Source organism: Cupriavidus sp. IDO (genome assembly GCF_000812465.1).
In the GTDB taxonomy this organism is placed as follows: Bacteria; Pseudomonadota; Gammaproteobacteria; order Burkholderiales; family Burkholderiaceae; genus Cupriavidus.
In genome coordinates this window covers 24,255-37,318 of record NZ_JWMA01000122.1, presented here as the reverse complement: position 1 = coordinate 37,318, position 13,064 = coordinate 24,255, and the positions used below count along the sequence as shown (strand labels likewise).

Here is a 13,064-nt window from a genome sequence, read left to right as displayed (position 1 = left end):
ACTACGATAAGACTCCCGCCCGGCGGGCAAGAAGGCGCTTTTTGCTTCCTTTTTGGCGCAGTCAAAAAGGGAGTCGCCGGCTACGCCGGCGACACAGCCACGCATCCAAGAACCCCCACCCGCGATCCAGCGAAGCCCCCCCTTTTTGGAAGCTGCAGCCTGAGCGGCTGAGCGCAGCTTACCTGGCCAGCACGGCGGCAATGGCCTTCGCCACCACCGGCACATTGCGCTCGTTCAGGCCGGCCACGCACATGCGGCCCGAGCGCAGCAGGTACACGCCGTGCTCTTCGCGCAGGCGTTCGGCCTGGTCGGCCGACAGGCCGGTGTAGGTGAACATGCCGCGCTGCGTCAGGTAGCGCGAGAGCGCTTCGCCGCTGACGTGATCGCGCAGGTTGTGGTGAATGGCTTCGCGCATGCGGGCGATACGCGCGCACATCGCGGCCAGCTCGCTCTCCCACAGGGTGCGCAGTTCGGGCGTGGTCAGCACCTTGGCCACCACGCGCGCGCCATGCGTGGGCGGGTTGCTGTAGTTGGCGCGCACCGCGCCGGTCAGCTGGCCCAGCACGTTGGCGGCTTCGGTGGCGTTGTTGCAGACCACGCTCAGGCCGCCGCAGCGCTCGCCGTACAGCGAGAAATTCTTCGAGAACGAGTTGGCGACCAGGAACGGCACGCCCTGGGCGACCAGTTCGCGCACGGCGAACGCGTCGTCTTCCAGCCCGGCGCCGAAGCCCTGGTAGGCCATGTCGACGAAGGGCAGCAGTTCGTTGGCCTTGAGCAGGGCGATCAGCCTGCGCCACTGGTCCTTGTCCAGGTCAACGCCGGTCGGGTTGTGGCAGCAGGCGTGCAGCAGGACGATACTGCGCTTGGGGATGACGCGCAGCGCGTCCATCATGGCGTCGAACTTCAGGCCGCCGGTGGCCTCGTCGTAGTACGGGTAGGTGTTGACCGTGAAGCCGGCGCGCTCGAACACCACGCGGTGGTTTTCCCAGCTGGGGTCGCTGATCCACACCTGCGCTTCAGGGTAGTAGCGCTTGAGGAAATCGGCGCCGACGCGCAGCGCGCCCGAGCCGCCCAGCGTCTGCAGCGTGGCAACGCGGCCTTCGGCGCGCGCCGGGGAATCTTCGCCAAATACCAGCGCCTGCACCGCGTTGCGGTAAGCCACCAGGCCCGACATCGGCAGGTAGGGACGCGGCCCCATGTCCGCCAGCAGCGAGGCTTCGGCCTTCGCCACGGCTTCCATCACCGGCAGGCGGCCGTCATCGTCAAAGTAGATGCCGATGCTCAGGTTGACCTTGTTGGTGCGGGGGTCCTGCTGGAAGCTCTCGTTGAGCGACAGGATCGGATCGCCAGGGAAGGCTTCGATGTGTGCAAACATGGGATTCACTCGATTCTCAGACGGATGGGGGCTGCAAAGCGCCGGTCTGGCAGCATTGCCGTGGCGCTCAGACTGAAGTGTAACCGGCGGCGCGCGATGGCGCCGGCGCGGCCGGCGGTTACGACTGTAGTTACTGTACCGAAGGGCTGCCTTGCAGGGCAGGCGCGGCTTTCTTCTGCCGCAGGCGGTAGCTGATACCCAGCACGGCCAGCCACACCGGGATCAGGTACACCGAGATGCGCAGGCCATCGGTCATGTACATCACGACCAGGATGCCGGCCAGGAACACCAGGCACAGATAATTCGTGAGCGGGTAGCCGAAGCTCTTGAAACGGGTTTCCTGGCGTGCCTTGCGCTTATCGGCGCGGAACTTCAGGTGGATGATGCTGATCATCGCCCAGTTGATGATCAGGGCCGACACCACCAGGCCCATCAGGAGCTCGAAGGCCTTGCCGGGCATGAAGTAGTTGATTACCACGCAGGCGGCGGTCGCCAGGGCGGACACGCCCAGGGCCACCAGCGGAATGCCGCGCTTGTTCACCTTCAACAGCGACTTCGGTGCGTTGCCTTGCTGGGCCAGGCCGAACAGCATGCGGCTGTTGCAATACACGCCGCTGTTATAGACCGACAGCGCCGCCGTCAGCACCACCACGTTCAGTACGTTGGCTACCCAGTTGCTGTTCAGCGCGTGGAAGATCAGCACGAACGGGCTGCCGCCGGTGACCACGTTCTCCCACGGGTACAGCGACAGCAGCACCGCCAGCGCGCCCACGTAGAAAATCAGGATGCGGTAGATGACCTGGTTGGTCGCCTTGGGGATGGTCTTTTCAGGCGAGTCCGCTTCGGCCGCGGTAATGCCCACCAGCTCCAGGCCGCCGAACGAGAACATGATCACCGCCATGGCCATCACCAGGCCACCGAGGCCATTGGGGAAGAAGCCGCCGTGCTGCCACAGGTTGGTGATGCTGGCCTGCGGGCCGGCATTGCCGGACACCAGCAGGTAGCCGCCAAAGCCGATCATGCCGATGATGGCCGCCACCTTGATGATGGAAAACCAGAACTCCATCTCGCCGAACGACTTCACGCTCGACAGGTTGATGGCGTTGATGATCAGAAAGAAGGCCAGCGCGGAGATCCAGGTCGGGATCTCGGGCCACCAGTACTGGACGTAGATGCCCACCGCCGACAGCTCGGCCATGCTCACCAGGATGTACAGCACCCAGTAGTTCCAGCCCGACATGAAGCCGGCGAAGTGGCCGCAATACTTGTTGGCGAAGTAGCTGAACGAGCCGGCCACGGGCTCATCCACCACCATCTCGCCGAGCTGGCGCATGATGAAGAACGCCACGATGCCGGCAAGCGCGTAACCGAGCAGGACCGAGGGGCCGGCCATCTTGATGGTCTGGGCAATGCCCAGGAAAAGCCCGGTGCCGATCGCGCCGCCAAGGGCGATCAGCTGGATATGCCGGTTCTTCAGGCCACGCTTGAGCGTGCCGTCGTTGCTGCTTGAATCCATTGCTTGTTTCCTCTACCCATTCTCATGGAATGCCGGCCCGCGTCTCTCGATCGGTTGGGGGGACGCTTGGTGCCGCGATGACACCGCCTGGCGCGCAGGGTGCTGCGCGCCAGGCGACGGATTGACGGTCAGGAGCCGGTCAGGCTTCGACCTTCAGTGCGCCGCGCGCGATCTGGTCGCGCTCGAGCGATTCGAACAGCGCCTTGAAGTTGCCTTCGCCGAAGCCTTCGTCGCCACGGCGCTGGATGAACTCGAAGAACACCGGGCCGAGCACGGTCTTGGAGAAGATCTGCAGCAGCAGGCGCGGCTTGCCGCCCTCGGTGGTGCCGTCGAGCAGGATGCCGCGGGCCTTGAGCTGGTCCACCGGCTGGCCGTGGCCGGGCAGGCGGGTGTTCAGCGCTTCGTAGTAGTAGTCGTTGGGCGCGGTCATCAGCTCGACGCCAGCCAGCTGCAGGTTGTCGATGACTTCGATCAGGTTGTCCGTCAGGAAGGCGATGTGCTGGATGCCTTCGCCGTTGAAGGCCATCAGGAATTCTTCGATCTGGCCGGCGCCCTTGGACGATTCCTCGTTCAGCGGTATGCGGATCTTGCCGTCCGGTGCGGTCATCGCCTTCGAGGTCAGGCCGGTGTACTCGCCCTGGATGTCGAAGTAGCGGATCTCGCGGAAGTTGAACAGCTTTTCGTAGAAGTTGGCCCAGTAGGCCATGCGGCCACGGTAGACGTTGTGCGTCAGGTGGTCGATCAGCTTCAGGCCGTGGCCGACCGGGTGGCGGTCCACACCTTCGATGAACTCGAAGTCGATGTCATAGATCGACTTGCCTTCCTCGAAGCGGTCGATCAGGTACAGCGGCGCGCCGCCGATGCCCTTGATCGCCGGCAGGCGCAGCTCCATCGGGCCGGTGGCGATTTCCACCGGCTGCGCGCCCAGTTCCAGCGCGCGGGCGTAGGCCTTGTGCGAATCCTTCACGCGGAATGCCATGCCGCAGGCGCTCGGGCCGTGCTCGGCCGCAAAGTACGCCGCCGGGCTGTTCGGCTCGCGGTTGACGATGAAGTTGACCTCGCCCTGGCGGTACAGCACCACGTCCTTCGAGCGGTGACGCGCCACCAGCGAGAAGCCCATCTTTTCGAACAGGGGCTCCAGCACATTGGGGGTGGGCGAGGCGAATTCCACGAATTCGAAGCCCATCAGCTGCATCGGGTTGTCAAACAGGTCGGCCATGGTGTGTCTCACTGGGGGGAGGTGTAGAGGATTCGATCTTGTCTGCCTGCAGGAGTGCCGCTTCGGGGGAGGCGGCGCCTGCTGCACCGGCCTTGCGGCCGGGAAATATTATTGCGGTGGCGATTCAGTCATCCTGCCGCCCGCCGCACCGGCAAGGCCGCCGGAAATGCCCTTCGGGCTCCCGGTCGCCGTTGCCAGCTTGGGAAGGAGTGTATATTCTGGCCGGCAAAATTGGATTTCGTAAGCGACGCAGGGAAACCCTAGATTATGAAATCGGATTGTGTTGAATTCATATGAGAGGAAATTAAAGTGCAAGCTACCGAGCTGGACCGTACAGATCGCCGCCTGTTGGGCGTCTTGCAGGAGCAGGGCCGCGCTTCGAACCTGGAACTGGCTGAGGCCATTGCGCTCTCTCCGGCACAAACGCTGCGGCGTCACCGCCGCCTGGAGGAGTCGGGCATCATCAAGCGCTATGAGGCACGGCTGGACGCCGCCAGCCTCGGTTTTGGGGTGATTGCCTTTATCCACGTGACGATGGAGCGCGGCCATATCCGCGACCTGTCCAACTTCAAGAGCCTCGTTGCCGAGCTGGCGCAGATCCAGGAATGCTTCTCCGTGACCGGCGATATCGATTACGTGCTGAAGGTGGTGGCCAGGGACCTGAAGTCATTGTCTGACTTCCTGCTCGACACGCTGATGCGCATCCCGGGCGTGAGCGGCGTGAAGTCGAGCGTCTGCCTGGACGAGATCAAGTGCACGAGCGCGGTGCCGCTGGAGAGCTGAGGTTCGCGCGCTTGCCAGGCTTACGACGGGTCGTTGTCAAGCTGGTCGCACTGGACGTTCATGGCACGGCAGATATCGCACCATGAGCGGTCCGGCTTGCCTGCCGGCGTCGCAGAAGGTTCCTGGTCAACGCTGCCTCGGCAGGGCGCAGGCTGCGCATGGAGCAAGACCATTGGCACGCGTCGCGATGCTCCTGCTGGCTCGTCCAATGCCTGCAAGGCGGCCGACAGGGCGTCGAGTCCCACCGGCTTGACCAGCACGGTATTCATGCCCGCATCCAGCGCCTGCTCGTGGTCCTCATGCAGCGCGCTGGCGGTGCAGCCGACGATCGGCACGCGGGAAACCGCATCGCCGCGCTCGCGGACCTTGCGCGTGAACTCCAGGCCATTCATGACCGGCATCGCGCAGTCGCAGACGATCAGATCGAAGGTGCCCTGAGCCAGCCTGGCCAGGGCATCGCTGCCATCGGTCGCAGTCACGACGTGGTGGCCGAGCCGCTCGAGCTGCTTTTGCAGCAGCAGCCGGTTCGGCGCATGGTCGTCCACCACCAGGATTCTCCTGGCCGCCTGCGGGCACGCCACCGCGCGCCGGGGCGCCGGCGCATCGGGCTCCGGCGCGGGTGCCGCCGCGGTCCCGAGGGCGAGCGTGAGCTGCACGCGCGTGCCATGCCCGGCCTCGCTCGTCAGGCGGAGTTCGCCGCCCATCGCCGCAGCCAGCCTGCGGCAGATGGCAAGACCGAGCCCGGTGCCGCCGGAGTGCGGCCGCGACTGGCCGTGTAGTTGCTCGAACGGCTCGAACAGGCGCGCCTGCGCGTCTCGCGGAACGCCGATGCCGGTGTCGGCTACCGTCACGGTGATTGCCTGCTCGCCGTCCCGGGCGGGTAGCGCGGAAAGCTCGACAACAATACTGCCGCTGTCGGTGAACCGGACCGCGTTCGAGACCAGATTGGCCAGTATCTGCCGGAAGCGCAGCGAGTCGACCATGTGCGCCGGGCCGACGCCGGGGTGCACCACGCTCGTCAGCGACAGATGCTTCTGCGCCGCTACCGGGCCGAACATGAGCCGGACTTCTTCGACCAGCGCGGGCAGCGAGGCTGCGACCGGGTGGATGCGGAACTTGCCGGCCTCCAGCTTGGAAAGGTCCAGGATGTCGTCGATCAGCGCCAGCAGCGCGAGGGCCGACTTGTGCGCGGTGATGAGCTGCAGCCGGTCCTCCGGCGACAGGTGCGACTGCGACTGCGTCAGGGTCAGTTCCAGCATCCCGGTGATGGCATTCATCGGCGTGCGGATCTCATGGCTGACCGAGGCGAGGAAGGTCGACTTGGCGCGATTGGCGGCTTCGGCGTGCTCCTTGGCGCGGCCAAGTTCAGCCAGCATCTCGTGGCGCTCGGTGAGGTCCACCCAGCTGCCGACCAGTCCCTTGACGGCGCCATCGGCAGCCTGCAATGGTGACACCGAGTTCAGCACATGACGCTTGGCACCTTGTATCTGGACACAGCGATCCTTGCTGAGCGCGACGCCCGAGGCGATCACCTTGCGGTAGTCGCTCGACAGCTCGGGCATGTCCGTGACCACGGTGCGGAGGTGTCCGACAGCCTCGAGCGGCATCCCGCGCAGCGTTTCGCGGCTGGTGCCGATCAGTTCCTCGTAGCGCCGGTTGCAGGCCATCAGCCGCAGCGCCGCGTCGCGCACGTAGACCGGCTGCGGGATACCGTCCAGCAGTGCTGCCTTGAACGCGATCTCGTCCCTCAGCGCGGCTTCGGCGGCCTTGCGTTGCCTGACTTCACGGCGCAGTGCCACGATCCACAGCAGGAACAGGGTGGCCACGGTGAGCAGCGCAACGGCCAGCATTGGCAGCCAGTACGTGTTCTGTGCCCAGGCTGTTACCGCCGACGGGGAGCTTGCCGACGGCAGCACGCCCGCGACCAGGGCCAGGTCGGTGGAAGGAAAAGGGAGTGCCGGGGGCGAGGAAAGACTGTGCGGCATGTTTCCGGTTGAGCGTCAGGCGACGGCACCGGTGGGTGCATGCTGCAGCCGATGCCTGTCCTTCCCGACTCTAGGGGGGCAGGCGGCGCGTTTTCTTGGGAAGAATCCGAGCGTCAGTGTGGAAATTTCCGAATCGCCGGTGCGGTTTGCGTTAGCGCAATGACGGCGCAGGCCATGGGTCGGGGAGGACGGGGGCACGCGCTCTGGCGGGATTCTCGAAAGCGACTTTCTCAGGTCGCCGGCGCTATGATTGAGGATCACGGAAACGCTGGATCGAGGTAGCCAGACGATTCGGGCAGCCTCAAGCTGCACTCTTCCCGGAGTGCGAAAGGACGCGCACCGCATGGTTGTTGCATTGGCTGACATGCCGGGCCCTGGGGACGAGGCGCGGCGCATGCTCGATGAATTCGCCAGGGTCTTGCCGGTGGCGCCGTTCGAGCTGTGTGCCGAACCCGCCGCCAATCGTTACTGGTTCTCTTATTTTTCTGGCGGGGCCGGCAGTTTCCGGTCATGGACCGCGGAGCGTTTCCTGGAGATGCTGGCCGGCGGCCATTTTTGCGAGGATCACGAAGACGCGCCGAAGCTGGCTCAGGTGCTGCAGGAGTCAGCCAGGACCGGGGCGGGCGCAAGCGTGGATATCCGGGTGCCGGCCGAGGGTGGGTTGGCATGGCTGCGCGTGGTGGTGGCGGCGCCGCAGCCGAATGGCCCGGGCCGGTTGCGCTGGACTGGCTACTGGGCGGACGTCTCGGAAGAGCACCTGCAGTCCGAGGTGCTTGCGGAGGCCCGCTGGCGGTCGAAGACAGCAGCAGGGAGATCTCCCTGTTCCAGAGCGCCGTTGCGCACGAAACCCGCACGCCGCTTGCAACAGTGCTGGGTGCCCTGGAGATCCTCCGCACCACCCCGCTGACTCCGGAACAGGCCGAGGAACTCGAAATCGCCAGCAACTCGGCGAAGCTGGTCGTCGATATCGTCGCTGGCGTGTTCGACTACACGCGGCTCGACGCGGGCCACGCTGTCCTGCAGTCGTTGCCGGTGGACCCGCGGGCGCTGCTGGACGACGTGCTGCAGGTCCATGCGCCGTCGGTTGCCGCCAAGGGACTGAAGCTGGCAGCCTGGCTGGACGCCCGCATCGCCTCCGAGCTGGTCATCGATCCGAACCGGTTCAGGCGCGTACTGCTCAATCTGATCGGCAATGCGGTCAGGTGCACGGCCAGCGGGACGATCGACGTCCGGCTGAAGCTGGTGGCCGACAGGGACGACTTCCAGCATCTCGAGATCAGCGTGGCCGATAGCGGGGTCGGCATCTCGGCCGGCCAGAAGGATGCCACTGCCACACTCGCCGGCCGTGCCGAGTCTGTCCTCGCGGCGACTTCGGGTGCCAGCGGCCTTGGCCTGGCCCTGTGCGCGCGGCTGACGCGGCTGATGGGTGGCGAGCTCACGGTGCAGGGCAAGCCGGGCACCGGCACCGTGGCGACCATGCGGATCACGCTGGCGGTCGCACGGCGCGCGCCGGAGCCATCGGCGCTGACAGGGTTGTGCGCGCGCATGGACGCGATTGGCGACAGTGACGATGCCTGCCTGATTCGCGAGTACCTTGGCGCGCTGGGTATCTCGGTCTGGCCGGCCGATAGCGGGCAGCAAGCCGATTTCCAGTTTGCCGATGCGTCCGGCACGGGCCTGTTGCCGGCGCTACCGACCATCGTGCTGGAGAGCAGGAGCCGCACCGGTCACGACGGTGGCGATGGCATCGTCCTGCGCTCGGGCCCGGTCTGGTGGCGGGCATTGAGAGCCGCTTGCCTGCAGGCGGCCGGTGCGGCGGGCGGCACAGGCGAGGCCCGCCCGGAGCCGCCCGGCGCGGCCTCGACCAAAACCATACTGGTGGTGGAAGACTACCTGCCTTTCCAGGTCATCATGCAACGCCAGCTGGAGCTGCTCGGACTGCAATGCACAATTGCGGCGGACGGCGACGAGGCGCTCGAGTTGCTGAAGCAGCGGCGCTATGACCTGGTGTTCACCGACTGCCAGATGCCCGGCATGGACGGATTCGAGCTGGCCGGCCATATCCGCCCGGCCACCGAGTGCGGCAACGCCGCCGTGCCGATCGTGGCCCTGACCGGCGCCACGGACGATGACGTGGCCGGGCGCTGCGTCCGGGCCGGGATGAATGCCTATCTGACCAAGCCCGTGCAAATGGATGCACTGCGCCAGTGCATCGAACGCTGGGCCAGGTAAGCCGGCGAATCCATGTGACGCTGCCGCGCCGATATTGAGGAACTTCGGGAAAAGTCTTAATGCCGTTCGGAAATTTCCGGAGTTATTGCGGACAAATGCTGAGCACAATGCATGCGGCTGATGGGACAACTTACCCGTAATCCGGCAGCCAGAAGGGAATTTGCGATGGAGGTGCTGTGGCCACAATCCTGATTGTCGATGATCACCCACCAGTGCGGGTGGTACTCAAAACGCACCTGTCGCAGGTGCTGGGCGTAACCCATATTCTCGAAGCCGACAACGGACAGGCTGCCATTGAAATCGTCCGGCAATATGCACCCGATGTCGTCATCCTCGATATCGACATTCCGAAGATCAACGGACTCGATGTGATCCCCCGGCTCCGGGCGATCCAGCCGTCGGTGCGGATACTGGTGATCTCCGGGCAGGACCAGAATACTTTTGCCCCGCGCGCCAGGCACGCCGGCGCGCAAGGCTTTGTCAGCAAGACGCAGGAGTTGTCGGAAATCGTGCGCTGCGTGGAATCCGTGCTTGCGGGCTATTCGGTCATGCCGCTCATCGACCCGGCCAAGGCGGGAGAGCAGGGCGAGGCGGCCAGGCTGCACCGTCTTTCCGACAAGGAACTGATCATCCTGCAGATGCTGGCAAAAGGGATGTCGAACAAGGACATCGGTGAAGTCCTGTTTATCTCGAACAAGACCGTCAGCACGCACAAGACACGCATCATGGAAAAGCTCGGTGCCAAATCGATTGTCGACGTGATCGATTTTGCCAGGCGCCATCATATTGCGATCGGCTAATTGCTTCGCAGCAGGTAATTCATGAACGACGCTATTTTGCTTGTCCGCGAAGAAGACCAGGCAGGCACCGGATTTCTTGAAAAGCTGACCGCCAGTCTGGGCTTTGCCGTCCATCGCGTCAGCACCACCGGCGAGGCCAGGGCCGCGCTGCAACGCCGCGGCGAGCAGGCCCGGCTGCTGCTTGTCGCGGATGGCGTGGCCGATGACCTGCGTGCGCCGCTCGAGACAGCACGCAAGGCCGGAGCTGCCTGCATTCGGGTTACGCACGGGGCGGCAGCGGGGGATGCAGCCGGTTTCGATGCCATCTGCACGGATGCGGACCTGGAGATGGCGCTGCTTGAACTGCTTGCCCGAAACGGCTACCTGGCGATATCGGTGCGCGAGGCGAGCGGCATTGCCGCCGCCATCGGTCAGCAGACCCTCGGTGACAAGAGCTTTGCCGAAGAACTGATCCGAGCACTGGTTGCCTCGACCGAATCCGACCTGGCAGCACTGCGTGCCGCGGGGGACGACGTGGGAACCATCCGGGCAGTGGCTCACCGGCTCAAGTCGTCAGCGCATTTCATCGATTGCCGGTCCTATCGCGCGCTGGCCCAGCGGCTGGAGACGGCAGCGCGCGGTGAGGACCGGCGCATCGTGACGGCGCTGCTGCGGATATTCATACCCGCCACGGAAAACCTGTACGCCCTGCTCAAGGGAAATCTGCCGGCGTGACAACGAAAATGCCGCGAATAGGGTAATAAACCCGGTTGGCAAATCCCTCGCCCCGCATTAATCTGGGTCTGTCGGGAAAATCGGCATCAAGGAGAATGATAAATGAGTCATTCCGATTTATCCCCAACCGTCATCAATCGGGATTCCTGAGCTTCGAGATGGTATTCGTGCCGGTTAGCAGCAGCATTGCCGGGCCGGGACAGAAGAATATCCGGTATTTGCGCCGGGATTAGGGGGGCGGTCATGAGCCAGGCAATGGCGGTCATGCCGGAGTCGGCCTTCTATTTTCACCTTGCCGGCGTGGCGGTGCTGGCGCTGCTGCTGGTCATCGCACGCGCTGTCTACCTGGTCATGGCCGTCAAGACCGGCCGCGTGGAACGGGCGCAACAGCTGGCATGGGTGGCGACCTGGCGCATCCTTGCGCTGCTCGGCATCTGGACAGTCATCGTCTACACAAGCGGTGCCTGGGAGCGGGCAGGGGCCCACAATTGCCGGCGCGTGCCGGCAAGCGGCGCTGCCGCGCGCTACGCCGCGGAATATTGCTATCTGCGTCAAGACAAGGTGCTGCTCAGGCTCTACAGCACGGGACGCGGCGCCTTGCTGGCGGAGCGTACCTACGCGAGCACCGGCCCCGTCCGGCTGAGCTGGGATGGCGACACGCTGGTCTATGACCCCGCCGCCACCGACGGCAAGGGTCACCTGAAACTGCCGCCGACGCTGCGCGATCGGATGCTGGCACGCCTGCCCTGAGCAGCGTCAGACATCTTCAGGCCTGCATTGACAATGGCGCCGGCCAGCCCCGGCGGCAGCTTCGGGATTTGCCTATGCTGGATGGCAGGACCGCCCTGCTGCGGCGGTCAAAGGGGGCCATCATGTTGATTCCCACCGTACAACGTCCCGACAAGGAAGTGATGGAGGCGTATCGGGGCCTCCTCGAACAGTATGACTCGGTCACCTGCGCGCTTTCCGACTGCATGGGCCGCTTTGGCGCCATGTCGGTGGAGATGCGGCCGATCTTCGAGCCGGTGTCGTTCGCGGGCCCGGCTGTCACGGCCAGGACCCTGGCTTCCGATCTCGCCGCGCCGTTCAAGGCCATCGACGTCTGCGAGCCGGGCGACGTGATCGTGATCGACGGCCATACCTCGGCCAGCACCGCGTTCTGGGGCGAGAACATGACGCTCTCGGCCATGAACCGCGGCGTGGTTGCCGCCGTTGTCGACGGCGCCTGCCGGGATGTCACGGAGATCCGGCGACTGAAGTTTCCGGTGGTATGCCGCGGCATCGTGCCGAATGTGGCGGCGATCGCCGGCTATGGCGAAGTGAACGTGCCGATGCAATGCGCGGGCGTTGCCGTCAGTCCTGGCGATATCGTCGTCGGCGATGAAAACGGCGTGGTGGTGGTGCCGCTTGCGCGCTGCGAGGAAATCCTGCACAAGGCCGAACAACTGCTGGAGACCGAACACCTCCTGCAGGACAAGCTGCGCGCGGGCGGTACCGTCGGCCAGCTGGTCGGCATCGACGAGATCCTTGGCGCCACGTTCGCCTATCAGCAGCGGGCGATGCGCTGACTAGCGTCCGTCCGCGAACATCGCGCCGATGATCCCGCCCATCTCGTGCCGCCGCGCCACCGACATGCGTGACGCGGTCGACACGATGCTGATCGCCGCCTCCGCGCCCATGGCCAGCGGCAGCGCGTAGCCCACGCCGGCCACGCCCTCCGCGCCCGCCAGCGCGTAGCCGAGCTTGCGGCTGCGCTCGACGCCGCGCAGCAGCTTGAGCAGGCTCAGGCCGCCGGCCTCGTACTCGGCGCGGTGCCGCTCGAAGTGTGCGCGTACGGCCTCGTTGTCCATCTGCGCCAGCAGCGCCATGCTTCCCGTGCCCTGGCCCAGCAGGCGCGAGGTGCCGGTCAGCATGTGGAAGGACTTGATGCGGTGGCTCCCTTCCTCGGTATGCAGGCAATGCCCGTGATCGCCGATGCGCACGATCAGGAAGACGGCATCGCCGGTGAGCCGCGCCAGCGCCTTCATCTTGGTCACCAGCACGCTGTTGGGCGGCGGCCGGTTCATCGCGCGCAGGCCGAGTGCCATCGCGGCCGTGCCCAGGTGATAGCGCTTGCCGGCCGATTCGCGCTCGATGTAGCCCGCCGATTCCAGGAAGCGCGCCATCCGATGCGCGGTGGTGCGGTCGATATCCGCCTTCGCCGCGAGTTCCGGCAGGGTCAGCCCCGCGTCATGGTGTTCGGCCAGCAGCCGGAGCAGGGCGAAGGCGCGCGACAGGCTCTGTACGCCGCCGGGCGTGGAAGGCTTGGTGGGCATGGATAGCGTGTGGGGGGCGCTTCGGGCCGCAAATGCGCCGCATAGCGTCCTGTGGCTCGATGTTGTGCACATTATGCACAAACTGCGTGATTACGGTTGTCCCGCGCGCCGCCGTGGTTTGCAAT

At 65.2% G+C, this 13,064-nt stretch carries 12 protein-coding genes; 7 read left to right on the top strand and 5 right to left on the bottom strand.

The window, feature by feature from the left end:
• Positions 1 to 178: 178 nt before the first annotated feature.
• The 3 genes from RM96_RS27785 to hppD all read right to left on the bottom strand — a co-directional run bounded on the left by RM96_RS27785 (position 179) and on the right by hppD (position 4,110).
• Complete coding sequence (locus RM96_RS27785; RefSeq protein WP_039014956.1) at positions 179 to 1,375, bottom strand: amino acid aminotransferase; 1,197 nt, start codon at positions 1,373 to 1,375, stop codon at positions 179 to 181.
• A gap of 130 nt (positions 1,376 to 1,505) precedes the next feature.
• Positions 1,506 to 2,891 (bottom strand): amino acid permease, encoded by a 1,386-nt coding sequence (locus RM96_RS27780; RefSeq protein ID WP_039014955.1) that lies wholly within the window; start codon positions 2,889 to 2,891, stop codon positions 1,506 to 1,508.
• 139 nt (positions 2,892 to 3,030) lie between these two features.
• Positions 3,031 to 4,110: a 4-hydroxyphenylpyruvate dioxygenase gene (hppD, locus tag RM96_RS27775; RefSeq protein WP_039014954.1), complete on the bottom strand. Its 1,080-nt coding sequence runs from the start codon at positions 4,108 to 4,110 to the stop codon at positions 3,031 to 3,033.
• A 309-nt stretch (positions 4,111 to 4,419) separates the two neighbouring features.
• Between hppD and RM96_RS27770 the strand changes: the two genes are divergently transcribed.
• Positions 4,420 to 4,893 carry an Lrp/AsnC family transcriptional regulator gene (locus RM96_RS27770; RefSeq protein ID WP_039014953.1) on the top strand — a complete coding sequence of 158 codons (474 nt, stop codon included), beginning with the start codon at positions 4,420 to 4,422 and terminating at the stop codon, positions 4,891 to 4,893.
• Between the two features lie 20 nt (positions 4,894 to 4,913).
• Here RM96_RS27770 and RM96_RS27765 read toward each other — a convergent pair whose 3' ends face one another.
• Positions 4,914 to 6,878, bottom strand: a complete 1,965-nt coding sequence (locus RM96_RS27765; RefSeq protein ID WP_238587441.1) for an ATP-binding protein — start codon at positions 6,876 to 6,878, stop codon at positions 4,914 to 4,916.
• A 394-nt stretch (positions 6,879 to 7,272) separates the two neighbouring features.
• Here RM96_RS27765 and RM96_RS40285 point away from each other — a divergent pair, with 394 nt between their 5' ends.
• The 6 genes from RM96_RS40285 to RM96_RS27735 all read left to right on the top strand — a co-directional run bounded on the left by RM96_RS40285 (position 7,273) and on the right by RM96_RS27735 (position 12,192).
• On the top strand, positions 7,273 to 7,785 hold the full coding sequence (locus RM96_RS40285) for a hypothetical protein (RefSeq protein ID WP_238587440.1): 513 nt from the start codon (positions 7,273 to 7,275) through the stop codon (positions 7,783 to 7,785).
• The gene (locus RM96_RS27755) at positions 7,746 to 9,110 is read left to right on the top strand and encodes a response regulator (protein ID WP_039014951.1); all 1,365 of its coding nucleotides are present in this window, start codon (positions 7,746 to 7,748) and stop codon (positions 9,108 to 9,110) included. The genes RM96_RS40285 and RM96_RS27755 overlap by 40 nt, the downstream gene beginning before the upstream one ends.
• 176 nt (positions 9,111 to 9,286) lie before the next feature.
• Positions 9,287 to 9,910, top strand: a complete 624-nt coding sequence (locus RM96_RS27750) for a response regulator transcription factor (protein ID WP_039014950.1) — start codon at positions 9,287 to 9,289, stop codon at positions 9,908 to 9,910.
• Between the two features lie 21 nt (positions 9,911 to 9,931).
• On the top strand, positions 9,932 to 10,624 hold the full coding sequence (locus RM96_RS36465; RefSeq protein WP_052279779.1) for an Hpt domain-containing protein: 693 nt from the start codon (positions 9,932 to 9,934) through the stop codon (positions 10,622 to 10,624).
• Positions 10,625 to 10,867: 243 nt separating this feature from the next.
• Positions 10,868 to 11,374, top strand: coding sequence for a hypothetical protein (locus RM96_RS27740; RefSeq protein WP_039014949.1), 507 nt, complete (start codon positions 10,868 to 10,870; stop codon positions 11,372 to 11,374).
• A 122-nt stretch (positions 11,375 to 11,496) separates the two neighbouring features.
• On the top strand, positions 11,497 to 12,192 hold the full coding sequence (locus RM96_RS27735; protein WP_193752532.1) for an RraA family protein: 696 nt from the start codon (positions 11,497 to 11,499) through the stop codon (positions 12,190 to 12,192).
• On the opposite strand, the gene RM96_RS27730 is transcribed toward RM96_RS27735, so the two are convergent.
• Entirely contained in the window at positions 12,193 to 12,939 is a 747-nt protein-coding gene (locus tag RM96_RS27730) for an IclR family transcriptional regulator (protein WP_039014948.1), read from the bottom strand.
• Positions 12,940 to 13,064: the final 125 nt, after the last annotated feature.

What these genes read in the sequence shown, in the direction of transcription:
- RM96_RS27785 (WP_039014956.1), bottom strand. Translation starts at nt 1,375, where the DNA reads ATGTTTGCACACATCGAAGCCTTCCCTGGCGATCCGATCCTGTCGCTC.
- RM96_RS27780 (WP_039014955.1), bottom strand. Translation starts at nt 2,891, where the DNA reads ATGGATTCAAGCAGCAACGACGGCACGCTCAAGCGTGGCCTGAAGAAC.
- hppD (WP_039014954.1), bottom strand. Translation starts at nt 4,110, where the DNA reads ATGGCCGACCTGTTTGACAACCCGATGCAGCTGATGGGCTTCGAATTC.
- RM96_RS27765 (WP_238587441.1), bottom strand. Translation starts at nt 6,878, where the DNA reads ATGCCGCACAGTCTTTCCTCGCCCCCGGCACTCCCTTTTCCTTCCACC.
- RM96_RS40285 (WP_238587440.1), top strand. Translation starts at nt 7,273, where the DNA reads ATGCTCGATGAATTCGCCAGGGTCTTGCCGGTGGCGCCGTTCGAGCTG.
- RM96_RS36465 (WP_052279779.1), top strand. Translation starts at nt 9,932, where the DNA reads ATGAACGACGCTATTTTGCTTGTCCGCGAAGAAGACCAGGCAGGCACC.
- RM96_RS27740 (WP_039014949.1), top strand. Translation starts at nt 10,868, where the DNA reads ATGAGCCAGGCAATGGCGGTCATGCCGGAGTCGGCCTTCTATTTTCAC.
- RM96_RS27735 (WP_193752532.1), top strand. Translation starts at nt 11,497, where the DNA reads ATGTTGATTCCCACCGTACAACGTCCCGACAAGGAAGTGATGGAGGCG.
- RM96_RS27730 (WP_039014948.1), bottom strand. Translation starts at nt 12,939, where the DNA reads ATGCCCACCAAGCCTTCCACGCCCGGCGGCGTACAGAGCCTGTCGCGC.